At 72.9% G+C, this 25707-nt stretch carries 14 protein-coding genes; 6 read left to right on the top strand and 8 right to left on the bottom strand.

The features are described from left to right. Positions 1 to 19 precede the first annotated feature (19 nt). Entirely contained in the window at positions 20 to 1216 is a 1197-nt protein-coding gene (locus A3CE_RS0149430) for a thiolase family protein (protein ID WP_020647558.1), read from the bottom strand. Positions 1217 to 1346: 130 nt separating this feature from the next. Between A3CE_RS0149430 and A3CE_RS0149435 the strand changes: the two genes are divergently transcribed. The 4 genes from A3CE_RS0149435 to A3CE_RS0149450 all read left to right on the top strand — a co-directional run bounded on the left by A3CE_RS0149435 (position 1347) and on the right by A3CE_RS0149450 (position 6996). Then, complete coding sequence (locus A3CE_RS0149435; protein WP_020647559.1) at positions 1347 to 1787, top strand: winged helix-turn-helix transcriptional regulator; 441 nt, start codon at positions 1347 to 1349, stop codon at positions 1785 to 1787. Between the two features lie 295 nt (positions 1788 to 2082). After that, positions 2083 to 5676, top strand: a complete 3594-nt coding sequence (locus tag A3CE_RS0149440) for a CARDB domain-containing protein (RefSeq protein ID WP_020647560.1) — start codon at positions 2083 to 2085, stop codon at positions 5674 to 5676. 12 nt (positions 5677 to 5688) lie between these two features. After that, positions 5689 to 6462, top strand: a complete 774-nt coding sequence (locus A3CE_RS0149445) for an SDR family oxidoreductase (protein WP_026469628.1) — start codon at positions 5689 to 5691, stop codon at positions 6460 to 6462. Between the two features lie 165 nt (positions 6463 to 6627). Beyond that, positions 6628 to 6996 (top strand): DoxX family protein, encoded by a 369-nt coding sequence (locus A3CE_RS0149450; protein WP_020647562.1) that lies wholly within the window; start codon positions 6628 to 6630, stop codon positions 6994 to 6996. 19 nt (positions 6997 to 7015) lie between these two features. Here the strand turns inward: A3CE_RS0149450 and A3CE_RS53095 are convergent, their stop codons facing one another. Next, positions 7016 to 7207 (bottom strand): hypothetical protein, encoded by a 192-nt coding sequence (locus A3CE_RS53095; RefSeq protein WP_020647563.1) that lies wholly within the window; start codon positions 7205 to 7207, stop codon positions 7016 to 7018. 151 nt (positions 7208 to 7358) lie between these two features. On the opposite strand from A3CE_RS53095, the gene A3CE_RS0149460 reads away from it, so the two are divergent. Together A3CE_RS0149460 and A3CE_RS0149465 are read left to right on the top strand one after the other, a co-directional pair. Next, complete coding sequence (locus A3CE_RS0149460) at positions 7359 to 8114, top strand: HpcH/HpaI aldolase/citrate lyase family protein (RefSeq protein ID WP_020647564.1); 756 nt, start codon at positions 7359 to 7361, stop codon at positions 8112 to 8114. Positions 8115 to 8118: 4 nt separating this feature from the next. After that, positions 8119 to 8577, top strand: a complete 459-nt coding sequence (locus A3CE_RS0149465; RefSeq protein ID WP_020647565.1) for a GNAT family N-acetyltransferase — start codon at positions 8119 to 8121, stop codon at positions 8575 to 8577. Here the strand turns inward: A3CE_RS0149465 and A3CE_RS55835 are convergent. Genes A3CE_RS55835 through A3CE_RS59510 form a run of 6 tightly spaced genes read right to left on the bottom strand, consistent with a single transcriptional unit; the run spans position 8562 to position 25700 of the window. Continuing rightward, positions 8562 to 9737 (bottom strand): CaiB/BaiF CoA transferase family protein, encoded by a 1176-nt coding sequence (locus A3CE_RS55835; RefSeq protein WP_020647566.1) that lies wholly within the window; start codon positions 9735 to 9737, stop codon positions 8562 to 8564. The two genes, A3CE_RS0149465 and A3CE_RS55835, sit on opposite strands and share 16 nt — an antisense overlap. Positions 9738 to 9772: 35 nt before the next feature. Beyond that, entirely contained in the window at positions 9773 to 11536 is a 1764-nt protein-coding gene (locus A3CE_RS0149475) for a hypothetical protein (RefSeq protein WP_020647567.1), read from the bottom strand. Further along, on the bottom strand, positions 11529 to 16742 hold the full coding sequence (locus A3CE_RS0149480) for a hypothetical protein (RefSeq protein WP_020647568.1): 5214 nt from the start codon (positions 16740 to 16742) through the stop codon (positions 11529 to 11531). The genes A3CE_RS0149475 and A3CE_RS0149480 overlap by 8 nt, the downstream gene beginning before the upstream one ends. After that, complete coding sequence (locus A3CE_RS0149485; RefSeq protein ID WP_020647569.1) at positions 16739 to 19945, bottom strand: hypothetical protein; 3207 nt, start codon at positions 19943 to 19945, stop codon at positions 16739 to 16741. Before A3CE_RS0149485 ends, A3CE_RS0149480 begins: the two co-directional genes overlap by 4 nt. After that, positions 19942 to 21147, bottom strand: coding sequence for a Kelch repeat-containing protein (locus tag A3CE_RS0149490; RefSeq protein WP_245589762.1), 1206 nt, complete (start codon positions 21145 to 21147; stop codon positions 19942 to 19944). The genes A3CE_RS0149485 and A3CE_RS0149490 overlap by 4 nt, the downstream gene beginning before the upstream one ends. Beyond that, entirely contained in the window at positions 21144 to 25700 is a 4557-nt protein-coding gene (locus A3CE_RS59510; protein ID WP_026469629.1) for a kelch repeat-containing protein, read from the bottom strand. Before A3CE_RS59510 ends, A3CE_RS0149490 begins: the two co-directional genes overlap by 4 nt. Positions 25701 to 25707 lie beyond the last annotated feature (7 nt).

Here is a 25707-nt window from a genome sequence, read left to right on the forward strand (position 1 = left end):
CTCACCACGCACGACGGGGTCAGGCCAGGCGTTCGATGATCGTCGCGTTGGCGAGGCCGCCCGCCTCGCACATCGTATGCAGGCCGTAGCGGCCGCCGGTCTGCTCCAGCACCGAAAGCAGCGTCGTCAGCAGCCGGGCGCCGCTGCCGCCGAGCGGGTGGCCGAGGGCGATCGCGCCGCCGTTGACGTTGACCTTGGCCAGGTCGGCGCCGATCTCGGCCTGCCAGGCGAGCACCACGCTGGCGAACGCCTCGTTGACCTCGAAGGCATCGATGTCCGACACCTCGAGGCCCGCACGCGCCAGGACCTTGCGGGTGGCCGGGACGACGCCGGTGAGCATGTACAGCGGGTCGTCGCCGGCGACGGCGAAGCTGTGGATCCGGGCTCGCGGCTTCAGGCCCAGCGCGGCGGCCGTCTCGCTGCTGGTGATCAGCACCGCCGCCGCGCCGTCGTTGATCGGCGAGGAGTTGCCCGCGGTGACGTGCCAGCCGAGCTCGGGGAACCGCTGCTCCCAGACGTCGGCGCGGAAGGCAGGCTTCAGCCCGGCGAGGATCTCCGGCGTGGTGCCGGGCCGGACGGTCTCGTCGGTCGTGACCTCGCGCAGCGTGCCGTCGGGCCCGGGTGCCTTGAGCGGGACCACTTCGGCGGCGAACTTGCCGCCGGCCCAGGCCTTCGCGGCGCGCTGATGGCTTTCGGCCGAGAACTCGTCGAGCTGGGCCCGGGTGAGGCCCCACTTGGCGGCGATCAGCTCCGCACTGATGCCCTGCGGCACGAGCCCGTCCGGGTAGCGGGCGGCGACCTGCGGGCCGAACGGGTCGCGGCCGGCCGCCTGGCTGCCCATCGGCACCCGGCTCATCGACTCGACGCCGGAGGCGATCACGACGTCGTAGGCGCCGGCGATGACGCCCTGCGCGGCGAAGTGGACGGCCTGCTGGCTGCTGCCGCACTGGCGGTCGACGGTCACCGCGGGCACCGACTCCGGCAGCCCGGCGGCAAGTGCCGCCCAGCGCGCGGTGTTCATGCTCTGCTCGCCGACCTGGCCGACCGCGCCGCTGATGACGTCGTCGATCCGGCCCGGGTCGATCCCGGTGCGTTCGACGAGCGAGCGCAGGGCGTGGGCGTGCAGGTCGACCGGGTGCACCCCGGAAAGGGTGCCGTTCGGCTTGCCCTTGCCGATGGGGGTCCGTACCGCGTCGACGATCACCGCGTCCGTCATGGCGTCTGCCTCCTCGCAGCTGGGGATGACTTCGGTATACGCCATACGAGTTGGATTCCACAACTCACTTGTCAGCCCGGTCACAGTGAGCTGACGTGCTAGGTTGGATTTTCAACCCCTTGGAGGTGGCATGGTCCGGCGTGGTCGCGAATGCTCGGTCACCGAGGCCCTGGAAGTCGTCGGCGAGCGGTGGAGCCTCCTGGCGCTGCGCGAGATCATGCTGGGGGAGCGGCGGTTCAACCAGATCGCCGAGAACACCGGCGCCAGCCGCGACATCCTGGCCGCGCGGCTGCGCAAGCTCGTCGACGCGGGTGTCCTCGAGAAGGTCCAGTACGAGGCTCACCCGCCCCGGCACGAGTACTACCCGACCGAAGCCGGCCGCGCGCTGCAGCCGATCCTGCTGAGCCTGATGGCCTGGGGTGACAAGTACGTCCACCAGGGCGAGCCGCCCACCCTGTGGCGGCACACGTGTGGCGAGGTCCTGGACCCGGTCACCGTCTGCGCGCACTGCGGCGAGCCGGTCGACGCCCGGGGTACCCGCGCGATCCGGCTCGGCGCCGTCCACTCCTGACCGGCTGCCGAACGGCCTCCTCGCTTCCTGTGCGAGGAGGCCTTTTTGCTGCCCGGGCGTTGACTTGAGACCGCCGTCGCGGTAACTCTTGAACGAATCAGTGCAAGAATCTGACAGCAGCACGAGAAATCGCAGCATCGATCGGGAAGATCCGCTCAGTCCTCGACGAAGAGGTGCCCATGACGGCTGTTCCGTGCTGCCCGCGTGCGCCCCCGGACCGCGTCCGCCGCGTGTCCCGTGCCCCGGTCTTTCGCCCCGAGCCGTCTCTCCCCTCCTCCCGGATCAGAGGAACCCCATGAGAACGAAGCGACTGCTGTCGCGCGCGGCGACCTACGCCGCCCTGTCCCTGCTCCTCGCCGCCCCCGCTGTGGCGGCGAGCGGCACGCCGGCCGCGTACACCGTGCCCGCCGCCGTCCAGCCCGCCACTCAAGCCGCCGCCGCGACCTACACTGCCAGCAGCCAGCTCGCCGGCTACCCCGTTTCGAACGTCGGCGACGGGAGCCAGGCCAGCTACTGGGAGAGCACGAACAACCAGTTCCCGCAGTGGGTGCAAGCCGACCTCGGTGCGGCCACCGACGTCGCCCAGCTCGTCCTCAAGCTGCCCGCGAACTGGGAAGCCCGCACCGAAACCTTCGCGGTGCAGGGCAGCGCGAACGGCACGAGCTTCAGCGATCTGCTCCCGTCGGCGGGCTACCGCTTCGACCCCGCGACGGCCAACACGGTCGCGGTGAACCTGACCGCGAACACCCGGTACGTCCGGCTGAACATCAGCGCCAACACCGGCTGGCCCGCCGCGCAGCTGGCCGAGTTCGAGGTGCACGGCCCGGCCGGCGGGGACACCCAGCCGCCGTCCGCGCCCGGCAACCTCGCCTACACCCAGCCCGCGAGCGGCCAGATCCGGCTGACGTGGTCGGCCTCGACCGACAACACCGGCGTGGCCGGCTACGACGTCTACGCGAACAACCAGCTGCGCGGCAGCGTCGCCGGCAACGTCCTGACCTACAGCGACAACCAGCCCGACGGCGCGACCGTCTCGTACTTCGTCCGGGCCAAGGACGCCGCGGGCAACCAGTCGGCGAACAGCGCGACCGTCACCCGTACCGGCACCCAGGTGGGGACGAACCTCGCGCTGGGCAAGCCGATCACGGCGTCCTCGACCGAGTGGACGTACGTCGCGGCCAACGCCGACGACGGCTCCCTGACCACCTACTGGGAGGGCGGCGGCGGAACGTACCCGAACCTGCTGACCGTCGCGCTCGGGGCGAACGCCGACCTGAACCAGGTGGTGGTGAAGCTCAACCCCGACCCGGCGTGGGGCCCGCGCACCCAGACGATCGCCGTCGAAGGCCGTGAGCAGAGCGCGTCCGCGTTCACGACCCTCGCCGCCGCGCAGACCTACAGCTTCAGCCCCGCGAGCGGCAACACCGTGACGATCCCGCTCGGGGGCCGCGTCGCCGACGTCCGCCTGCGCGTCACCGCCAACTCCGGCGCCGGCGGCGGGCAGGCCGCGGAGTTCCAGGTCTTCGGCGTCCCCGCGCCCAACCCGGATCTGACGGTTTCGGGCGTGTCCTGGTCGCCGCAGAACCCCGTGGAGACCGACGCGATCACCGTGTCGGCGACCGTCCGCAACGCCGGGACGGCGGCTTCGGGCGCGACGAACGTCAACCTCTACCTCGGCACCACCAAGGTCGGGACCGCCGCCGTCGGCGCGCTGGCGGCGGGCGCGTCGGCCACCGTGCCGGCGAACACCGGCACCCGCGACGCGGGCAGCTACCAGCTGACCGCGAAGGTCGACGAGGCCAACGCCGTCATCGAACAGAACGAGGCCAACAACTCCTACACCGGTTCGACGGCGCTCGTCGTCAGCCCGGTGCCGAGCTCCGACCTCGTCGCGGCCACCGCGTGGGCGCCGAACAACCCGTCGGCGGGCAACACGGTCACGTTCACCACGACCCTGCGCAACCAGGGCACGGTCGCGTCCGCGGGCGGCGCCCACGGCGTCACGGTGACGATCGCCGACCAGAACGGCACCGTCGTCAAGACGCTCAGCGGGACGTACCCGGGCACCATCGCGGCCGGGGCGACCGCGGCGCCGGTGACCGTCGGCACCTGGACCGCGGCCAACGGCCGGTACACCGTCAAGACGGTCGTCGCGACCGACGCCAACGAGCTGCCGGTGAAGCAGGGCAACAACACCAGCACGCAGGCGTTGTTCGCCGGCCGGGGCGCGAACATGCCCTACGACATGTACGAGGCCGAGGACGGCGTCGTCTCGGGCGGCGCTGCGGTGATCGGGCCGAACCGCACCATCGGCGACCTCGCGGGCGAGGCGTCGGGCCGCAAGGCCGTGACGCTGAACTCGACCGGCTCGTCGGTGGAGTTCACCACCCGCGCGTCGACCAACACGCTGGTCACGCGCTTCTCCATCCCGGACTCCGCGGGCGGCGGCGGGATCGATGCCACGCTGAACGTCTACGTCGACGGCACGTTCCTCAAGGCCATCGACCTGACCTCGCACTACGCGTGGCTCTACGGCGCCGAAACCGGCCCGGGCAACTCGCCGGGCGCCGGCCCGCGCCACATCTACGACGAGGCCGGCACGATGCTGGGCACGACCGTGCCCGCCGGCCACAAGATCAAGCTGCAGAAGGACGCGGCCAACAGCACGAACTACGCGATCGACTTCGTGAACTTCGAGCAGGTCACCGCGACCGCCAACCCGGACCCGGCGCACTTCGCGGTGCCCACCGGGTTCACGCAGCAGGACGTCCAGAACGCGCTCGACAAGGTCCGGCAGGACACCGCCCTCACCGGCGTCTACCTGCCGGCCGGGAACTACTCGCTGTCGAGCAAGCTCAACGTCTACGGCAAGGCCGTGACGGTCACCGGCGCCGGGCCCTGGTTCACGAAGTTCTCGGCGCCGTCCGGCCAGGAGAACACCGACATCGGCATCGACGTGCAGGCGGGCGCGAACGGGTCGACGTTCAGCGGGTTCGCCGTGTTCGGGAACTACACGTCCCGCATCGACGGCCCCGGCAAGGTGTTCAACCTGACGAACGTCGCCAACCTGACGATCGACAACATCTGGGTCGAGCACCAGGTGGTCATGGTGTGGGGCACCAACGTGGACAACACGACGATCAAGAACTCCCGGATCCGCGACACCTTCGCCGACGGGGTCAACCTCACCAACGGCAGCACGGGCAACCACGTCACGAACAACGAGGCCCGGTCCACCGGTGACGACAGCTTCGCGCTGTTCGCCGCCACGGACCTCAACCAGGGCAACCAGTACGACAACGTGTTCGAGAACCTGACCGCGCTCACCCCGTGGCGCGCGGCCGGGCTGGCGGTCTACGGCGGGTACGGCAACACCTTCCGGAACCTCTACATCGCGGACACCCTGACGTACTCGGCGATCACGATCAGCTCGCTCGACTTCGGCTACCCCTTCCTCGGGTTCGGGCCGCAGCCGACGACGGTCCAGAACGCCTCCCTCGTGCGGGACGGCGGCCACTTCTGGGGCCGGCAGACGTTCCCGGCGATCTGGCTGTTCTCCGCGTCCAAGGAGTTCCGCGGCATCCGGGTGTCCGATGTGGACATCCAGAGCCCGACCTACAGCGGCATCATGTTCCAGACCAAGTACGACGGCACCACGCCGGAGCACCCGGTCGAGGACACCGTGCTGACGAACGTGTCGATCACCGGCGCCCACCGCAGCGGGGACGCCTTCGACGCCAAGTCCGGGATCGGGATCTGGGCCAACGAGCTGCCGGAACCGGACCAGGGCCCGGCCGTCGGCTCGGCGACCTTCACCGGCCTCACCCTGAGCGACAACGCCGAGGACATCCGCAACCGGACGACCACCTTCACCATCAACCGCACCTGAGTGCGCACGGCGGTGGTCGACGTGCGGATCCTGGTCACCGGCGGCACCGGACAGCTGGGCGGCGCGGTGGTGGCGCGGCTGCGGGCGGCGGGGGAGGAGGTCCGCGTGCTGAGCCGCCGGGCCGCTCCCGACGTCGTCCGCGGTGACCTGCGGACCGGGCGGGGCATCGACAGCGCGGTGGCCGGGGTGGACGCGGTCGTCCACTGCGCCACCGACTACCTCGGGCGGGAAGCGGAGCTCGCGCGGACGCTCGTCGAGGCCGCGCGCTGGGCCGGCGGCCCGCACCTGGTGTACGTCTCGATCGTCGGCGTCGACCGCGTCCCGCTCGGCTACTACCGGGCCAAGCACGAGGCCGAGCAGGTCATCGCCTCCTCGGGCCTGCCGTACACGATCCAGCGGGCCACCCAGTTCCACGCGCTGGTCCGGACGCTGTTCGCGGGCGCGTCCCGGCTGCCGGTGCTGCCCGTGCCCCGGCTTCTGTTCCAGCCGGTGGACGTCCGTGACGTCGCCGCGAGGCTCGCGGACCTGGCGCCGGCGGACCCGGCGGGCCGGGCGCCGGACTTCGGCGGTCCGGAGGTCCTGGCGGCGGCGGAGCTCGCCCAGGCGGTCGCCGAGGCGGGCGGCAGGCGGCGGCGGATCGTGCCGGTGAGCGTGCCGGGGGAGACGTTCCGGGCGTACACGGCCGGTGGCCATCTGGCGCCGGAACACCGCGAGGGCAAGATCACCTTCGCGGAATACCTGGCCGAGCAGGCCGACGCGGGGGCGCTGGGCTACCGCAGGCGGTGAGCCGAGCGGACCCCGCGGCGCTGCCCGGGAGCTTCACTGCCCTGGCCGATTGCTGCCTGGCGCAGCTTCCCGGGCGGACGGACCGCGGTGCGACCGCCAAGTTGAGACGCTTCCTCCGGAAAGTGGTGTAGTGTTCAATCACTTTCTTCCCAACCGGAGGTTCTCGTGAATGTCGTCCTGTGGGTCGTGTCGGGTGTGCTCGCCGCGCTGTACCTCGGCGCCGGGGGCATGAAGCTGGCGACCCCGCGGAAGAAGCTGCTCGAGAACCCCAACATGGGCTGGGCAGCGGACTTCCCCGACGCGGCCGTGAAGGGCATCGGCGCGGTCGAGATCCTCGGCGCGCTCGGGCTGATCCTGCCGTGGGCGCTCGACATCGTGCCCGTGCTCACTCCACTGGCCGCCACCGGGCTGGTGATCGTCCAGATCGGGGCGATCATCGTGCACGCACGGCGCAAGGAGACCAAAGCGCTGCCGATGAACGTCGTGCTGCTGGTGCTGGCGGCGTTCGTCGCGATCGGCCGGTTCGCCGGCTGACGGGTTCCGGCCCCGCCGGTCAGCAGCGGGGCAGGGCGACCTTCCCGGTCGGGGCCGGACCGGGCCGGTGGCTTTCGAACAGGGCCGCCCACAAGGTCTTCCAGGGGCGCGATGCCGGGCGGGCCGGGCGCTCCCGCGGCCCTGCCGGCGCGGGCCCGGCCCGGTACTCCATTTCCACCCGCACCCAGTCGTGGATCCAGTCGCCTCGCATGGCCGGTCCTCTTCTCGTCGGCTGAGGAAACCCACTTTCGTCCTGAGGGGACGCCACCCACATGGGGTGAACACGTCGTCCTGGCCGCCCGGCGCCTTACTCGCGCCCCGGCGTCCCGGATATGTTGGTGCCGACCGGGAGGAGGTGGCCGTTGGCCGCGACCACGTTCCTCTTCGTGCCCGGCGACCGGCCCGACCGCTTCGGCAAGGCCGCGGCCAGTGGCGCCGATGTCGTGCTCCTGGACCTCGAGGACGCCGTCGCCCCGGCGGACAAGGACACCGCGCGCGCCGAGGTCGGCGCCTGGCTCGAGCGCGGCGAAGCGATGGTCCGGATCAACGCGCCGGGCACGCCCTGGTTCGAGGCCGACGCCGCCCTGGTCGCCGGGCGAGGCGTGCCGGTGGTCGTGCCGAAAGCCGAGACGCCCGGCGTCCTCGCCGGATTCCGCGAGGTGATCGCCCTGGTCGAGACCGCGCGAGGCGTCGAACGCGCGGGAGAACTGGCCGCCGTTCCGTCGGTGACGCGGCTGGCGTTCGGCAGCGTCGACCTCGCGGCGGAACTCGGTGTCGCGCCCGAGGACCCGGAGCCGTTCGCCTACGCGCGCTCGCGGCTGGTGATCGCCTCGGCGGCCGCCGGGCTCGCGCCGCCGGTGGACGGCGTCACCACGGACCTGCACGACGGCGACCGGCTCGCCGCCGACGTCCGCTACGCGCGCCGGATGGGTTTCGGCGGCAAGCTCTGCGTCCACCCTCGGCAGGTGGCTCCGGTCCGAGCCGGGTTCGCGCCGACGGAGGCCGAGCGGGAGTGGGCGCGCCGGGTGGTCACGGCGGGAGCATCGGTGTCCACTGTGGACGGACAGCTGGTCGACAAGCCGGTGCTCGCCAGGGCCCGGCGGATCCTGGGCGGGTGAGACCGTGACCCGCAAGACCTGCCGGGTCGAGCTGCGCCGGCTCCGGTCCGGCGACGACGAGTTCTGTTTCTCGGTGCACCGCGACGCGCTCGGGGAGTACGTCGACGCGATCTGGGGCTGGGACGAACCGGCCCAGCGTGCCTACCACGAAGAGAACTTCGACGCGAAGCACACGCAGATCATCACCGTCGACGGCCGTGACGCCGGCTCGCTGACCGTCCTCGACGACGGCGCCGAAGTCGTCCTCGGCCGGATCGAGCTCGACCCGGTCTACCAGGGCCGCGGCGTCGGCGGCCACGTCGTCAAGGCGCTGGTCGCCGAAGCGGCGTCACGCGGTCAGGACGTCGTGCTCGAAGTCCTCGACGTCAACACTCGGGCGAAAGCCTTCTACGAACGGCTCGGCTTCGTCGAGACCGGCCGCCCGGGACCGCACAAGATCGCCCTGCGCTACACCGCACCCTGACGCCGCAGTGCTTCCGGGCCGAACCCGAACTCCGCCAGCACCGTGTCGGTGTGCTCGCCCAGCGCCGGGACCGGATCCATCCGCGGTGCCCGGCCGGGCACGGTGATCGGCGGCAGGGTGGCGCGGACCGGGCCGGCGGGGGTGCCGACCTCGGCGAACCGGTCGCGGGCCGTGAGCTGCGGGTGCGCCAGGACGTCGGGCAGTTCCCGGCGGCGCGCGTGGGCGATCCGGCCGGCGCTCAGCCGGGCTTCCAGCGCGGCGCCGGTCAACGCCGCGAAGATCGCCTCGATCTCCCGTTCCAGCGAAGCGCGGTTGGCGACGCGGGCGCTGCCGGTGGCGAACCGCTCGTCGGTGACCCAGCCGGGCCGCTCGACGGCGTGCTCGCAGAACGCCGCCCACTCGCGGTCGTTCTGCACGGCCAGCACCACTTCGGTCCCGTCGCCCGCGGCGAAGGAGCCGTACGGCGCGATCGCCGCGTGACTGGTGCCGGTCCGCGGTGGCGGCGTCCCGCCGTAGCCGGCGTAGTACAGCGGGAAGCCCATCCACTCGACCAGCGAGTCGAACAGGCTGATCTCCAGCTCGGTGCCGCGGCCGGTGCGCTCCCGGTCGTAGAGCGCGGAAAGGATGCCGGAGAAGGCGTACATCCCGGCGCCGATGTCGGCGGCCGGGATGCCGCTCTTGGCCGGCTCGGCCGCGGACCCGGTCACCGACACCAGCCCGGCTTCGGACTGGATGAGCAGGTCGTAGGCCTTCGCGTCGCGATACGGGCCGCTCGAGCCGTAGCCGGAGATCGAACACGTGATCAGCCGCGGCCGGGACGAGCGGATCCGCGCCGCGCCCAGCCCGAGCCGTTCCGCGACGCCGGGCGCGAAGTTCTGCACGAACACGTCGGCCCGGTCGAGCAGGGCCGCCAGCACCGGCGCCGCGGCGTCGCTCTTGAGGTCGAGCGTGACGCTCTCCTTGGAGCGGTTGAGCCAGACGAAGTGGCTGGACAGGCCGTGCACGGTCTCGTCGTACGCGCGGGCGAAGTCGCCGCTGCCCGGCCGCTCGATCTTGAGCACGCGGGCCCCGAGGTCGGCCAGGTGCCGGGTGGCCAGCGGCGCGGCGACCGCCTGTTCGCAGGACACGACGGTGACGCCGTCGAGGGGCAACGAGGACATGGCCGCATCCTGCCACCCGGGGGCGCGCTACCCGGTCACGTCCCCTTCGCCAGGTCGAACGCCAGGCCGCTCGAGCGTTCGCCGCGGCCGACGTCGCGGCGGACGCTCAGCCAGAGGGCCACCCGGCCGGTCTTCGTGCGGGTCCGGTTGTACGAAACCGTCAAGCGGGTGCCCGACCTCGGGACCTCCTCCTCGTTGACGAAGTACGACTGGCCGCGGTCGAAACCTTCGCGCAGCAACGCCGTTCTCGGGCGGATCGAGCTCGCGTCCACCTCGCTCGGCATCGCCGCGCGCTGCAGCTGGACCGCCCGGCTGTCGCCCGGCACGTGGACCGGGATGAACGGGATCCAGTTCTCCGGCACCGAGCTCATCACCTCGTACGCGATCGGCGCGCGCGGGGCGTCCGGTTGCTGTGGCTGGTGCCGCCGGCGGCGGAACGCGAGCGATTCGGCCGCCATCTCGTCGCCCGCCCGGCCTTCGCCGGTCGTCGTGCGGACGGTCTGCTCGATGCCCCACACCAGGTTGGCGCTCTCGTCGCGGACCAGGGCCACGTCCTCGAGCGCCGGTCCCGTCGCCACCTTCGGCGTGCCGGGCGGCAGCAGCATCCCGGGGCCGCCGCCGAGGGTGTACATCGACCAGTGCTCGGCGGCGCCGGCCGGGGTGATCCAGCGCCGCTCGCCGAACACGTCGGTCACGCACAGGCCCCCGACGGTCGCGAGCGTGCCGGCCGGCAGGTCGCACGGCAGCTGGTACCAGTCGTTGCTGAACACCAGTGCGAACTCGAGGAAGATCAGCCGGGCCAGGTCGGTGCTGTCCGGGGTGACCGCGGCGAAGTTCGTCTTGCCGTCCTCGACCGCCCACCAGCGGGGCAGCGGCATGCCGGAGTAGCGCACCGGCGAGGGGAACACCGTCCGGTTGAGCGTGACCGGCGCCGGAGTGGCGCCCAGCGACCCCGGCACCGTGGAGAACGCGTGCCAGTCCAGCTCCCCGCCGGGGTACTCCGGCGCGGACAGCACCCGGTCGCCGGCGGCGATCGAGAAGCGGTGCTCCAGCCGCCGGGGGTCCCACGCAGAGTCGCCCGATGGCCGGTCCGGCGTGATCCCGCCGGGCTGGTCGATGAGGTCGTCGAACCAGCCGGTCAGCCGGGGGCCCAGCGCGTCCAGCTTGGTTCGTTGCTGGCGCGAAAGGCTCCGGATGCCGTCGGAGGCGTGCCCGCCCCCTTTGAGGTGCTGGTAGAGCAGGTAGCCGTCGAGGCGGCGGCCGGCCACCGCCTGCGTCGCCGCCCAGACCTCGGGGTGGGCGAGCTGTGCGGCGTCGTCCGGGCCGGGCAGCGCGATCGGGTACAACGCGACGAACTGCTCGGCGGCGTCCCCCAGCCCCGAGGCCCGGGCGAGCAGCCGCAGCCATCGGCGGCCCAGCGCCAGGCGCAGGTCGAACGAGATCGGCTCGGTGCCGAACGCGAACGGCAGCGGCCGCCGCTCGGCGACCGTCTCGAGTGGACGGTCCGGTGGCAGCGGGCCCGGCGTGCCCTTCGGTTCGACGTCGGAGCGGAACCGGCCCGGCGCGCTGGCCGTGACCGAGTAGGTGGCGGTCACCGGCGAACCGGCGTCGCTGCCGCGGAACTCGCCGAGCTGCCACTGGCGGGCCAGCAGCCACAGCGGGTCACGCACTTCGGCCCGCAGCGCCCTGGTGAAGTCGGTCGTGCGCGGCCGGCCCTCCAGGCGGTTCCAGACCCCGACCGCCGGGTTTTCGCGGCGGGTCAGCGCGCCGGCGAGGTCGGTGATGCGGGGCTCACTCATGGTCTGCCTTCCAGCGGGTGTTGGCGATCGCCAGGTCGGTGCTGATCGTGATCGGCTGCCGGGTGGCCGACAGCACGGTGGCCGGCAGGAGCTGCGCGTACCCGGTGTCGTCCAGGTGCGCCGGTTCGACGAGCCGCGTCTTGGCGAGGTCGAAGGTTTCGTTGACGGCGGCGACGAGGTCGTCGGCGGCCCAGGTCCCGGTCTTCACCGGCGGGGTCACCAGCAGCATCGCCTGCGGCGGCTCGGAGTCCGGGCTGTCCGCGTGGACGGCGATGCTCGTGGTCTCCCGGTCGGCGGGGATCACCTCGGTCCACTCGTCGAACAGCAGGCCGCACTCGCTGTCGGCGTTGCGCGACGGCTCGGTCGCGTAGTGCGCCGTGAACAGCAACCGGTCTTCGGTGAGGTCGGCGCCGGCCGCGAACTCCATGCCGAGCCAGTGGTCGCCGGACCGCCGCGGCAGCTGGACCGGTCGCAGCCGCGTGTCGTCGTCGTTCTCGGCGTCGTGGCCGAGCAGGCCGCCGCTGCCGCGCAGCGCGTCGCTGAGCAGGACGACGCGTTCCCAGAGCCGGGGCATGTCGCGGACCCGGGCGATGCCGTGCAGCCAGTCGTCCACCGGGAAGTCCCGGTTGACCGGCGCCTGAGTCAGGTGCCGCACCAGGTCTTCGCTGTCATCGAGGGCGTCGTGCAGGTCCCCGGCCAGCTGGCCGGGGAGCGCGTACTCGGGCACCACGAAGACGTCGGTGCCGAGCATCGCCTGCAGAGCCTCGATGGCGGCCTTGGTGCGGTCCGACGAGGTTACGGCCTGGTCGAAGCCGGTGAGCGCGGTGGTCGCCGCCGCCAGCCGGCCGATGACTTCGGTCTGTAGCGCGCGGGCCCGGGTCAGCAGTTCGCGGCCGAACTCCACCACCTGGTCCTGCGTGGCGGTCAGGTCGAGGCCGGTGGGGTCGAAGGCGGTCAGCGGCAGCAGGCGGCCGACGTCGTGCAGCAGGTCGCTGAGCGTCGAGGTGCCGGTGCCGGCGATGTCCTGGAGGTCGTGGAGCCGGTCGGCGAAGTCGTCCCGCTTGTGGCGGACCGCCGAGCGGAACTCGTTCGGGGTCTTCGGGTCGACGGCCGGCGTCGTGACGACCAGCCGTTCCACCTGCCGCAGCAACCGGATGCGCTCGGGGTCCGGAGTGGACTTCGGCAGCGCGTCGTACGCGGTGAGCAGGGTGTTGGCGGCGGCGAGCGCGCCGGCCATCCGCTCGGCGGTTGTCGCCACCGCGGCCAGCACGGCCGAGAAGACCCCGCGCCGCCACGCGATCAGCTCGCCCCAGCCGCTGCGGACGACGCCGAAGCCGGCCGCGGTGGTGACGAGCTCGGCGTACCGCGTCAGCAGCGTGTCGATGCGGTCGAGCACGTCGGCGCGCTTCGGCGGCGCGGGCGACGGCGGGTACAGCTTCGCCACGTCGACGATGTAGCCGCCCACGTCGCCGGCGAGATCGTGCAGGGAGTCCCGCACCGCTTCCGGCCGCTTTTTCGTGACCGTGACGGCGTCGTCGAGACTCCGGTCCACCGCGGCGGAACCGGCCGCGGGGACGAGGTCGGTGGGCCGCAGTGGCCGTCCGGTCGTCAGCAGCGTCCGCAGTGCGGTGATCAGCGGGGACAGCTCGAAGAACGTGATCTTGCCGTCGATCCGCTCGGTGTAGCGGATGGTCAGCTCGGTGTCCGGGCGCGGGTGGTCGTGCTCGACGACGACCCCGATGATCCGGTCGTCGAGCTCGGCCATGGCCGGGTCGCCGGTCGGCCGCACGGCCCAGAGCAGGTCGATCGGTGACAAGCCCAGCTCGTCCTGGGTGACGTCGTGGTGCTGCGCGTGCCCGTCCTCGTCGGTCCAGGTGACCCGGGCCGCGACGGACCTCGGCGGTGGCAGCAGGCTGGGCAGCCAGTCGTCGACCGCGGGCTCGGCCTTCGCGCGGGGCGAGTCGCCGCCGCCCGGGTTGAGCCCGGTCCGCAGCCGGAGGCCGAACCGGTGGGTGAGCGTCGTGCCGCTGCGCGGCGTCTCGATCACCGTCGGCTCGGGCGGCAGGCCGTCCTTGGCGTAGGCGTCGAGCGTCGCCGAGGCCCGCTCGACGTTGCCGGCGAGCGCCTGGTGGGCGGACTCGGCGACGGCGAGGTCGGCGACGGCGTCGTTGGCGTCGAGCAGCAGGGCCGCCTCGTCGCTGATCGCCTTCTTCTGACCGGGGTCCGCCTCGGGCAGCCCGGCGAGGCCGAACGGGTAGGTCCGCGACACCCCGGCACCGTTGAGGTGCCGGACCAGCGCGAGCCCGTCGACGACGTTCCCGGCCTCGACCTGCGTGATCTTGCCCGGCTCGACCGCGGTCTCGGTGATCTTCCCCGCGCGCAGCGGGAACTTCAGCCGCAGCCCGGCGATGAACCGGTCGACCTCGGCCTCGGCGTGGCGGTCGTGCAGCCCGCGCTCGAACCGGTAGCCGAGCAGCGCGCCCAGCGACTGGCCCTGCCGCATCCCGGCGAGGATGCCGAGGGCGACCCGGACACGTCCGGAGCCGAGGTTCACCGCGAACGTGCCGGGGTTTCCGGGGGTGCGGTTGGCGGCGTAGCCGGCGCGCAGCACGGCCGCGGTCCGGGCGTGCGCCGGCGACGGCGTGTGCACGAAGCCTTCGTTCTTTTCGTCGTGCAGCAACGGTTTCCCGCCGGCGAACACCGTGGCGAGCGGGCCGGTGAGGGTGACCGGGGTGAGCGGGTCGGTGCTCGGGCGGACGTCTTCCAGCCAGCCGTACGCGCCGAGGTGCAGCCCCGGTTTCGCGGTGCCGGTGCCGCCGGGCCCGAACCGCAGCTCGGCCAGCCGTTCGGTGGCCAGCCCCAGCCGCCAGGCGTCGAGCCGGTAGGCGGCCAGGTCGAGGTGTTCGGCGAGCACCCGCTCCAGCTTGGCCGTCGGCAGGCCGGCCAGCAGCCCGAGCGCGGTGACCTGCTCGGCCAGCGCGGCGGTCGGCCCCGGCTGGTGCAGGACACCCGGGATGAAGTCGACGAGCAGCTGAGACGGGTTGCCGGTGACGGCGGGTGCGGGGGAGTACAGCAGCCGGAACCGGCTCTCGCTGAGCGCCTGCTCGCCGGCGGCCGGGATCCGGACGTGCACGAACGGCGAGTCCGCTGGGGACAGTCCGGGCACGCCGGCCGCGCTCGCGAGGGCCCGGGCCGCGTCGTCCCAGCCGAGCAGGACCGCGTGCCGAAGCAGCAGGTACAGCAACGCCGCCGGCGGCGTGTCGTCCGTGAAGCCGAGCTCCAGCCGGATCGCATGGAGGTCGGTGCCGGCCAGGTCGGCCAGCAGGCGCACGTAGTTCTTGTGGTCGGGGGTGTAGTCCCGGATCGGGTCGGTCTCCGACAGCGGGCGGTCGTCGACGAGCGGGGCCAGGATCGGCTGCTGGAAGTCGGTGAACAACCGGCGCAGCAGGTCCGGGTCCCGGCCCGGGCCGGTGTCGGCGCCGAACCGCGCGAGCAGCGCCCGCACCGGTCCCGGCAGGCCCAGCCCGTCGAGCGCCGGCAGCACGGTCGAGCCCAGCCCGCCGAGGTTCTCCCGGTTGAAGAGGTCCTCGACGCTTTGGGCGTACCGCTGGTGGTACTCGGCCGAGGTCGGGTGCAGCGCCAGGAGGTCCAGCAGCCGCTGGTGCGGGTCGGGCGCGCCGGGGTCCAGGCGCGGCACCCGGCCGACGGCCGCCGTCCAGTCCGCGCCCACCGCGGTCAGCACCTTGGTGAGCGCGCGGCGGTGGGTGGCCGAGGCCGGGTAGGCGAGCTTGGAGAACACCGTCGTCGGCAGGATGCCGTAAGGCTGCCGCCCGATCTTGACGGCCGGCAGCGGGCCGCGGCCGGAGACGTACTTCAGGAAGAAGTCGCGGGTGGCGGCGACCGCGGCCGGGCCGAGCAGCGGGTTCAGCGCGGTCTGCAGGAAGTAACCCCAGGTCGCCGGCCACAGCGCGGTGTTGGCGGCGCGCGCGTCGCGCTGGTCGGTGCCGTCCGCGTTCGGCATCCCGGTGAGCACTCCCGCGTCGAGGCCGAGCAGGTCGGCGAACACCCGGCCGTCGCTCCGGCCGGTCCAGTCCGCCGCCGCGGCCGCGGCCGCTCCGGTGGTGCTGCGCAGCGCCGCGGCCGCCTCCGCTTCCTCGTCCTGCCCGGCGGCCAGCACGTCGGTGTTGTTCGTCGGGGTGCCCTGCGGCAGCAGGCTGAAGCCGTCCGGGCTGCGCAGCTGGTGGGTGATGAGCTCGGCGAGGTCGGTCGCGGTCTTCGCCGGGGTGGACTGCTCGCGCAGCCCGAACGCGACGAGCCGGTCGAGCCCGCCGCGGATCTCGTCGGTCAGCGGGATCCGCACGCCCATCCCGAGCGCGACGGCGCGGTCGAAGTCGGTCAGCCAGCGCAGCTCGTCCGGGACGTGCAGGACGCCGGTCTGCTCGTTCACGCTGATCTGGTCGACGGCATGGGGGTCCGGGCTGACCGGCAGCGTCGCCGGCACCGCCGCGCCGGTGACCGACACGACCTGACGGCTCCCGAGGTACCCACGCACCTGGAAGCGGTCCGGCAACAGCCGGGCCTGCGCCGGCTGCGTCCACGAGTCCGCCGCGGTGCTGTCCGCGGCGGGCGCGGGGAGCACGAGGAACGCGACCGCGACGTCGTTGCCCGGGCTCACCGGCGCACCGTCCACTCCGGACGGACGGCGGGCGCGGATCGCGTTCGCCCGCGTGTCGTTGTTGCCGACCGCGGTGCGCAGCGCGGCCTCGGCCTGCCGCAGCAGCAGCCGGTCGCCGTGGGCGCGCCACACCGCGGTCCAGTACGCGACGGTCGGCGCCCGGTCGTTCGCGGCCACCGCGGCCGTGCTCCGGACGACGAGCACGACGGTGGTGCCGGGCACGATGGCCGGTTCGTCGGCGGGGTTCGCGGGGACCCGGGTGGTCAGCAGCCAGGCGGCGCGCCCCGCGGCCACGCGCCCGGCTAGCTCCTGCCACGCGGCCGCCAGGGGAACCGGCCGCTTCGCGGCGGCCCACCGGGCGGTCCAGTAGGCGTCGACCGCGCCGATCTCGGCCACCGTCGGCTTCGTTTCGAACTTGTCCACCGACCACTCGTCCGGGAACACCCGGACCAGCAGCTCGGCCGGCGTGAACCGGGTTTCGAGCCGCACCGGGCCGAGCAGCACCGGGAAGTCGTCACTCAAGGCGGTCATCGCGGCAACATCTCCTGTGCGTGCACGGCCACCATCACGGGGACCTGGAAAAGGATGTAGGCGAGGTCGGCCGAACCGAGGCCCGAGAACCAGAGCGGCAGGTTCTCGTCTTCGGCGCGCTGGTCCTTCTTCTCGCGGTCGTCGTCCGAGTGGTCGAAGTCGCCGAGGGCGACCTGGACGGCCGGGTCCAGCTCGAGGAACCCGGTCCGGCCCGGATCGACGTCGTCCCAGGTGAGGTCGTTCCACACCTCGACGTGGGTGGGCGGTCCGTCGTCGACGCCGAAGCGCGGGTCGCCGGGGCGTTCCTTCAGCACGAAGAACCAGCCGGGGTCGGCCCCCGGCGTGCCGAGGGCTTCGTCGGCGTCCAGGTCGAAGCCGAGCAGGTAGATGTCCGGCTCGACCTTCGCCTCGTACCGGGGCAGCCGGACCTGCTCCGCCGACGGCAGGCCGTCGGTCGGCAGGTCGGCCAGCTCCCGGGGCTGCGTCGGGTCGTTCCCGGGGAACTGCGCGCGCTGCGCGTAGATCGCGGCCGTGGGGTACTTCTTGAGCAGCTCGCCGCGGACGACCAGGACCAGGTCGTCGCGTTGCGGGCCACCGGGACGCGGGTCGTCCGGCTGCCGGTTTTCGTTGTCCCCCAGCCGGGTCGCGGGCGGCCACTCGTGGATCGGCGGGATGTCGTAGCCCCGCTCCCGCCGCAGCCCGGCGGTCTCGTTCGGCACGGGCAGCGTCGTGACCGGGTCCCAGAACTGCCGGAACGGCGTCCCGCGCTGGTCGGTCGGGTACTCCCGCCACAGCAGTTCGCGGGCCATCTCGTGGTTGAGGCCGACGAGGAAGGACTCGATGAACTCGCGGTTGTTCGCCAGCAGCGTGATCGAGTTCGGCGGCAGCAGGCTCAGGTTCGGGACGAGGCTGTCGACCGAGACGTCCAGCAGCGTCCGGTAGGTCGGCACGTCGAACACGGGGTAGGCCATGGCTTCGATGAACTGGGCGGCGAACGGCCGCAGCCGCTCGGGCAGGCTGACCGACCCTTCGAGCAGGGCGCGGGGCACGGTCTCGTCGGCGTTCAGCCCGGTGAGCACCGAGGTGGTGGTCTCGACGAGGTCCAGCGGCGGTGCGGGTTTCACCTTGCCGACCGCCACCCCCGCGTCGAAGCCCTGGTGGAGCTCGCGCAGCGCGGCCTTGAACCGCTGCGCCTCGGCGCTGTCGGAGGTACCGGTGTGCGGTGCGGCCGGGTCGCCGATGGCGCGCAGCACGAAATCCGGGCTGAGCGGCAGGGAACCCACTGGATCCGCATCGGGTGGCCGGGTCGGGTGCAGGGTGGCCGTCAGGTCCCGGGGCGTGACGAGCGCACCCGGGGTGACCTTGACCGGCGCCGCGACGACGGGGTCGAGTTCAGCGTCCATTCTGGACAGAAGCGCGGCGGCGGACTGGCCGGGGAAGGGCAGGGTTCGCATCAACCGCGAGCCGGGCCGGGTGATGCGGCGCATCGCGGGCGAGACGGGCGCGGTCGCGACCCGGCTGCTCGCCACCCGGAACCCGACGGCGACCTGGCTCGAGGGGTCGGCGACGAGGCCGGCGGCGCCCGCGGCGGCGAAGGTGCCGCTGCCACCTGCGGCAGCGAAGCTGCTGTTGCTCGCCGCGGTCGTGACCCGCGAGTGCGCCGGTGCGGTGAGCGTCAGCGACCGGCCCGGCGCCGAGGCCGGGGCGGCGGCCAGTGCGGCGGCCCCGCTGCCCGTCGGCGGGTCGATGTGCTTGGCCTGCAACACGTTCCCGACCTCGCGGGCGAGCTGGGCAGCCCGGATCCGGCCGTTCGCGACCAGGACGTCGCCGACCTGGGCCCAGGCCGCGGCCATCAGCTCCTCGTCGTGGGCGCGGACGACTTCGGTGCCGAGGTTCGCCGCGATCCGGAAGCGCGGGTCGAGGTTGAGCCGGTGCAGCCAGCCGCGCAGGACCTCCGGGGACACCGGGGTGCCGTTCTCGTCGTTCAGCAGCCGGGTGGTCAGCGCGTGCCAGCGCCCGTACAGCGGCGGCGTGATGATCGGGTCCGGGCCGGCGGCCGCCGCCAGGCTCGCGGCGTGCGCCGCCGCGGGCTCGTGGCGCTGGTAGTCGTCGGCCAGGTTGAGCAGGCCGGCCATGGCCTGCTCGAACGGGTGCGGGTAGGGCGGGGCCGCCCCGGTGTCGATGAAGTGGTCCCAGTTGTCCGCCGGGTCGATCGGGTCGCCGGCGCGTTCGGGCACCTTCAGCGCACCCCGCAGCGGCAGCACGCCGCCCTGGTCCGTGATGGGCGGCAGGTTCAGGTCGAACGGCCCGTGGACGTCGAGGTCCCGCTTGCCGATCCGCGGATCCGGGGCCTGCGGGCGGAGCAGCCGGACCAGGAACTCGAAGTCGCCCGCGGTGCCCGTGGCGAAGGCCCAGCGGTGGTAGTACGGCAGGACGCCCTCGGCCGGGCGGTTCGCGTAGTGCGGGCCCCAGCTCGAATACAGCGCGTTCGGCGCCACCGCCGGGTCCAGCCCGAGCCCCGCGAGCCGGCCGGACTCGAACGTCGGCACGAGGAACGCCTCGTACGCGGTGCCCGGTTCCAGGTGGCGCGGGCAGATCAGCCGGGAGCAGGCGTTGTCGGCGTTGGTGCGCACCACTTCGGCGAGGGCGGCCAGCGCGGCGGTCGTGCCGTCGGTGGCGACCGGGTCGGCCAGGGAGCCGTTGACGTGCACGTGCGCCCAGGCGCCGAGCTGGTCCGCCGGCGGCAGTGTGCCGGCCGGGTCCGCGACGGTGATCGCCGGCAGCGGGCCACCGGCCTTCGGGACCTCGGTGAACTCGCTGCCGGTGGCGAGGACGACGAGCGCCAGCCACGGGGTGAGCCGGGCGGTGTGGCCGTCCGCGGCCGCCGGGCTGTAGCGCCAGAGGAAGTCCTCCTCGGAGAACTCGATGTGCGCCAGGTAGTTCGGTTCGAAGCTGGGCACGCCGGGCCGCGGTTCGGTGCGGGAGATCGCCCGCGGGTCGACGCCGACGACGTCGCCGGGCCCGTACAGCTGGACGTCGCGGTTCACCGGCTGGGCCAGGGTCTGGTGCCCGGTGATCGGGTCGCCGGAGACGAGCAGCTGCACCTTGACGGTGGCCCGCACGCCGGCCTGCGGCGGGGTCTTCACCTGGGTGCTGATCCCCGTGCGCAGCCAGGGCAGGAAGGTGTAGGCGTTCGTGCTCACGCGGCACCGCCGGCGAACAGCTCCGCGGTCGGGGTCAGTTCGGTGACGACCGGGTCCGCGGCGGCCAGCCCGGACCGGACCACGCCGCCGGCGATCGCCGCCCCGCCCTGGTCGAGTGGTGCGGCGGCGAACGACCACCGTCCGGTCCCGAGCCCGGCGGCGACCGTCCAGTCGTCGTGGCCGGCGTCGTAGACGAACGCGCTGCGGTAGCCGGCCTCGTCGCGGTCGCTCGAGGCTCCGCCGACGACCAGCACGCGGCCCGGGCCGACCGGGACGGCGCGGTGGAACGCTCGCCCGGCGGGCATCGGCTTCTTCTCCGTCCACTTCCCGCTGTGCAGCTCGAACACCTCGGTGGCGCGCTGGCTGAACGGGTCGTACGGCGCGGTGCCCGGCGAGCCCGGCGCGGTCCCGCCGGTGACGAGCACGGTGGTGCCCGACAGCCGGGTCGCCTGATGGTGCCGGCGGGCGCGCAGCAGCGCGCCGGTCGGGGCCCACAGCTTCTTGCCCGAGTCGTACAGCTCGCAGAACGCGAGCGCGGGGTCGTCGGGGACGCCGACCGGCACGACGCCGCCGACGACCAGGATCATGCCTTCGTCGAGCGCGACGGCGGTGTGGCCGGTGCGGGCGTCGGTCATCGCCGGTGCTTCGTGCCACTTTCCGTCGCTCGGGGTGTAGCGCTCCGCCGAACGCAGGGCGGTGACGCTCCCGCCGGGGCGGGCCGCGCTGCCGCCGGCGACGAGCACCGAGCCGTCGTCCAGCAGCACGGCGCTGTGCCCCCAGCGGGGGGTGATCATCGTGCCGGTGGTCGGCGTCCACTGGTTGCGGTTGTCCGGGCCGTCCGGGTGGTAGATCTCGGCGGAACCGAGTCCCGGCCCGGTGGGGGACGAGCCGCCGAGACCGCCGGCGGCGAGCACGGTGCCGTCCTGCAGGCGGGTGAGCGTGTGCAGCTGCCGGGGCGAGCGCATGATTCCGGTCGGGATCCAGGCGGCGGTCATGTCGAGGGTGTCGAGCGTCGCGGCGGTGCCGATCGCGGCGCCGGCGGCGTCCGCGCCGCCCGCCACCAGGACGATCCCGTGGTCGAGCGGGACCGCGCCGTCGTGCTGGCCGTACCAGGCGGCGGGGGCGGGCAGGTCGTGGGCGCCGGTCCAGGTGCCGAGGGGCGCGGTGAGAGTGGCCATCGTGGTTTCCTTCGTAGACGTCATGGGATGAGCACCTCGCCGGTGTCGGCGGGGCCGGGACCGGAGACACCGGCGGCGACGAGCACCCGGTTGTCGGGCAGCTCGGTGACGGCGTGGGCGGAGCGGCCTTGGAGCAAGCCCGAAACCGTCGTCCAGGTGTCGTGGTCCGGGTCGTAGACCAGGGCGGAGCGGTAGCCGGCGGTCCGTTCCGGTGTGCCGGTGCCGCCGGTCACCAGGACGAACCCGGAGCTCAGCAGCAGTGCCCGGTGCCCGGTGCGCCCGCCACCCGGCATCGGTGCCGCCGCGCTCCACGTGCCGTCCTTCGGGTTGTACCGCTCGGCCGTGGCGAGGCTGTGCGGATCGAGGGTGCCGCCGGGCGCGACGACCGGGTCGCCGCCGGTGACCAGGACCGTGCCGTCCGGCAGCAGCGTCGCCTGGTGACCGGTGCGGGCCTGGGCGAGGCTGCCGGTGACGACCCAGTCCACCTTCGCCCGGTCGAACACCTCGCAGTAGGCGAGCTGCCCGCTCCGGCCGTTCCCGCCCGGGAGGGCGCCGCCGGTGACCAGGACGTTGCCGTTCAGCAGCAGGACGGCCTGGTGGTCGGTGCGCGCGTCGGTCATCGGCGGCAGCGGCGCCCAGGCGCCGGTGCCGGGGTCGAACGCCTCGCATGAGGTGAGGGCGCCGTCGTCCTGGCCGGCCCGCACGCCGCTGCCGCCGGCGACCAGCACCCGGCCGCCGCCCAGCTTCGTCGCCGAATGGCCGTGCCGGGCGACCCCCATGGCCGCCACCGGCGTCCACGCGCTCGCGGCCTGGTTGGCCAGCTCGGCCGTCGCGAGCACGGCGTGGGTGCCCCGGCCGCCGGCGACCAGCACCCGGCCGTCGTCGAGCCGGGTGGTGGTGTGCCGGCGGCGGGCGGTGCCCAGTGCCGGGCCGGTGGCCCAGGAGTCGGCGGTCGGGTCGAACAGGGTGGTCGTGGCGACGGCCTCGCCGTCCTGGCCGGTCCCGCCGGCGAGCAGCACGTGGCCGGTGGCCAGCGGCACTGCGTCCACAGTGGACACCGGAGCCGGCAGGACGCCCGCGGCGGACCAGGTGCCCGGCACACCCGGGGCGCCCACCGTCTCGGCCGCGGGGATGACGTGCAGCAGGCCGTCCAGGGTCCGGTCCGCGGTGACGAAGTCGGCCAGCGCGTCTTCGGCGGTCGCCCGGCTGCGGAACGTCGTCACGGTGGCCCGGCCCGGCCGCGCGATCGAGCCCGGCGGGAACGCCTGCCGGTTGCTCTTGAGGTAGGCGACGACGAACCGCTGTTCGGTGACGCGGACCGTGTCCTGCGCGGCGAACGGCTGTTTCTGCGCGGCCTGGCGGGCCGACAGCGCGGCGCGGCTGGTGCTGCTGCCGCGGGTGAGTTCGTCGAACACGGGTCCGCTGACGCTGTGGAACCGCTTCTGCGGGACGGCAAGCCTGGCCGCACGCGGGGTGGCGGCCCTGTCGATCAGGTGCAGTTCGTAGCGGGCGCTGCGCCGGACGACCCGGGCGGTCGCGAGGGCGGTGTCGGCGGTCAGCTCCAGGCCGGCGTCCTGCGTTTCGTAGGACGGCCGGGAGAGGGCGGCGGCGTCGGACAGGGTCTGGAACTGTCCCATCGCGAACCGGTCGCCGGTGAACGACACCCGCTTCAGCCCGGTGTTGTCCACCGGGTTGACGGTGAACCGCTTGCCGTCACCGGCTTTCCGGCCGCCGACGCGGTCGAGCCGGACGCCAAGGGGCAATGCGCGTTGTCGGATGAAGAGCGTGCCGAGCGGGTGCAAGACGATCTCGCCGGTTTCGGGCAGCTGCCGGAGGTTGACCAGCGTGCGGTTGTCTCCGGACGGCAGCCGGGTGTCCCAGCCTTCGGTCTTGCCGATTTCGTTGGCCAGCAAGGGAAGGACGGCCACGGGTGGGAGGGTGGTGTCGCGGTCTTCGCCCCAGGTGATGTCGAAGTTGGCTGAGATGGAGAAGAACAGGAAGCCGATTGATCCGCGGCCGTGCGCTCGCCAGGGTGCCGGTCCTTCGAGCTGGAAGTCGAGGTCGATGCCGAAGGCGCCGACGCCGAAGGCTTTCAGCGTCACGTGGGCGTTGATGTGGATGGCGAATCGGAAGGGGGATAGCTGGAAGAGGGCGTCGAAGCCGAGGTGGCCTTCGACGCGGAACGCGCTGAAGCCGAGGCGTAGTTCGGCTTTGGCGCCGAATTGGACGGTGTTGCTGGTGACGGCGAAGTAGCCGGAGACGCGGATGAGCTGGTTGTTGCGGTTGAGGATGTCGACTGACAGCCGGTCGGGGATCGGGAAGGGGAGGGGTGGTGGCCGGTAGGCGGGGTGGAATCCGCCGACGGTGAGGACGAGGTCGGGGTTGTCGCCCCAGGCGACGAGGACGCCCATGCCGCCGTCGATGGTCATGGTGAGGATGCGCGAGTCGAAGAGCTTCGCGAAGAACCACAGGCGGGATTTGTCGAGTTCGAGGGCGCCGACGAACTGGGCCTGGACCACCAGCAGGGGGTCGTCCTCAGTGGGCAGTGCGGCCTTGAGGACGCCGAGCACGGCGATGTTCCCCGGGATCTCGATGATCACCCCCAGGGAGATGCTCACGAGAGTCGGCGTGCCCCAGCCGATCTTGGCCATCGGCCCGATGAGGAATGTGCCTTGTTCCGGGGGGAAGAACCGCGCCAGGTCGGAGAGAATCCGGGGCGCGTTGGCGACCACGTCCTTCGGGAACGCGACGGACTCGATCGCGCCGGTCCGGACGCCTTCGACCAGCGCCGCCAGGTTCATCCCGCGGTTCAGCCCGATGAGGCCGCCGACCGCCAGCAGCCGGAAGCCGTACCCCAGCTGGATGCCGCTGCCGAACTCGGCGGTGAGGACCATCAGCAGGGAGAAGCCCGGCGAGCCGTCCGGCTGGCGCGTCGTGATCAGCCCGATCGCCTTCAGCGCGAGGAAGTCCGCGAACTCCAGTTCCAGCGAGCCGGAGTACTCCCCGCGGTCCGGGTCGAACGACAGGAATCCTCCGCCGGACACGACGCCGCCGCTCACGGCCAGTGCGACGCCGGTCGGTGCTCGAAACCCGATCGACTGGTCAACCGGGCCGAGGTTGCCGTCCTGGCCAGGCCGGTTGGCGAACAGCGCGGCGAGGCCCAGCCGGCTCACGGCCGCGGTGAACGGACCGAGCGTGACCTGGATGTCCGCCGACACCTCGGCGGCCACCGCGGTGTCCCGCAGCAGCAGGGTGAGGTGGACGCCGGTGACGGTCACCGGACCGAGCTGTGCGGAGACCGCGATGGTGGTCTCCAACGCGCCGCTACCACGGAAGGTGAAGCCGTGTTCCCGTGACCAGGTCAGGCCGACGTCGAATCCGGCCCGAAGCCCGTCCGCGGGCAGAATGCTGGTGATGAAGCCGTCCGCGTCCGTGGTGTCCACGACGAGCTCGGCGCCGGTGACATCGGCGTGGAAGCCCACGTCGCCGTTGACGGTTCCGGCGCCGGCGTCGCCGACGAACTCCGTGGTCAGTCCGGCGACGATCCGGTTCGCCGTCAGGCGGATCCCTTCACCTGCTTCGAAGATGACAAACGGACTGGCAGGATCGGGACTTTCGCCGACGATGTCGAGCGACACGACGCCGGCGACACCCGCGCCGCCCGCGAGATCGAGCGATGTCGGCGGGCGCAGGTGCAGCACCTGCCCTTCGGTCAGGGTTCCGCCGACATGCAGCACGACCCGCAGATCGTCGCCGAGCTGCCCGAGGATGAGATCGACCGGTCCCGTCACGCCGGCGGCCAGTCCCAGGTCCAGTCCTGGCGGCACCGCACCGGTGGCGACCTGCACGAACAGCCCGAACAGGTCGAGGTCGGCCGGACCTTCCTCGTCGGCCTCGTGGGCGGTGGCAGTGGGGACCAGGACGTCGAACACCTCTCGGGCATTGGCCAGCAGCAGCTTGCCGTCGAACGTCGCCTCGCCCCAGCCGTAGACCTCCCGAAACACCGCCAGCGGGTCGCCGGCCAGCCGGCTGATCCGGTCCAGGTGCAGAACCCGCCGCAGTACCGGCGGAGCGTCGTCCGGTTGGAAGCCGACCGGCTTCACCTCGACGACCGTCAGCAGGGACAGCACCCTGCGGAGGAACGGATGCGCCAGGTCGAGGTAACCGACCACCGCGTCGCCCATCAGGCGCTCGACGAGTGTCGTGGCGAACCGGGCGAGGTCGTCGGCGCCCGGCAGGCCGGCCGTTGCCCGTTGAAAGTCGGTCGCCAAGGCGTGCAGCGAACTGCCGAAGCGGCGAATGCCGTCGAGAAGGCGCAGGGCCGCGTCCGCCCGTGCGACAGCGTCATCCGCTGCCGTCACCTCGTCGACGCCGGCCGCGATGGCGGCGGCCGCGTTCGAGGCGGCGGCGAGTGTCCGGGTGAATGCCGCGTCCGCGGACAGGTCAGGAGGCTTGTCCACGCCGAGTTCGGTGAGCAGCAGCGCGAAGTTGGCCGGCGTGAGCGCGCCTTCCATGGCTGCCAGGGCCACACTCAGTTCGGCGGCAAGGGCATCGAGGGTGGTGGGTTGGTCAGCCATGGTCGCG

This window comes from Amycolatopsis balhimycina FH 1894 (assembly GCF_000384295.1).
GTDB lineage: Bacteria > Actinomycetota > Actinomycetes > Mycobacteriales > Pseudonocardiaceae > Amycolatopsis > Amycolatopsis balhimycina.

What these genes read in the sequence shown, in the direction of transcription:
- A3CE_RS0149430 (WP_020647558.1), bottom strand. Translation starts at nt 1,216, where the DNA reads ATGACGGACGCGGTGATCGTCGACGCGGTACGGACCCCCATCGGCAAG.
- A3CE_RS0149435 (WP_020647559.1), top strand. Translation starts at nt 1,347, where the DNA reads ATGGTCCGGCGTGGTCGCGAATGCTCGGTCACCGAGGCCCTGGAAGTC.
- A3CE_RS0149440 (WP_020647560.1), top strand. Translation starts at nt 2,083, where the DNA reads ATGAGAACGAAGCGACTGCTGTCGCGCGCGGCGACCTACGCCGCCCTG.
- A3CE_RS53095 (WP_020647563.1), bottom strand. Translation starts at nt 7,207, where the DNA reads ATGCGAGGCGACTGGATCCACGACTGGGTGCGGGTGGAAATGGAGTAC.
- A3CE_RS55835 (WP_020647566.1), bottom strand. Translation starts at nt 9,737, where the DNA reads ATGTCCTCGTTGCCCCTCGACGGCGTCACCGTCGTGTCCTGCGAACAG.
- A3CE_RS0149475 (WP_020647567.1), bottom strand. Translation starts at nt 11,536, where the DNA reads ATGAGTGAGCCCCGCATCACCGACCTCGCCGGCGCGCTGACCCGCCGC.
- A3CE_RS0149480 (WP_020647568.1), bottom strand. Translation starts at nt 16,742, where the DNA reads ATGACCGCCTTGAGTGACGACTTCCCGGTGCTGCTCGGCCCGGTGCGG.
- A3CE_RS0149490 (WP_245589762.1), bottom strand. Translation starts at nt 21,147, where the DNA reads ATGACGTCTACGAAGGAAACCACGATGGCCACTCTCACCGCGCCCCTC.
- A3CE_RS59510 (WP_026469629.1), bottom strand. Translation starts at nt 25,700, where the DNA reads ATGGCTGACCAACCCACCACCCTCGATGCCCTTGCCGCCGAACTGAGT.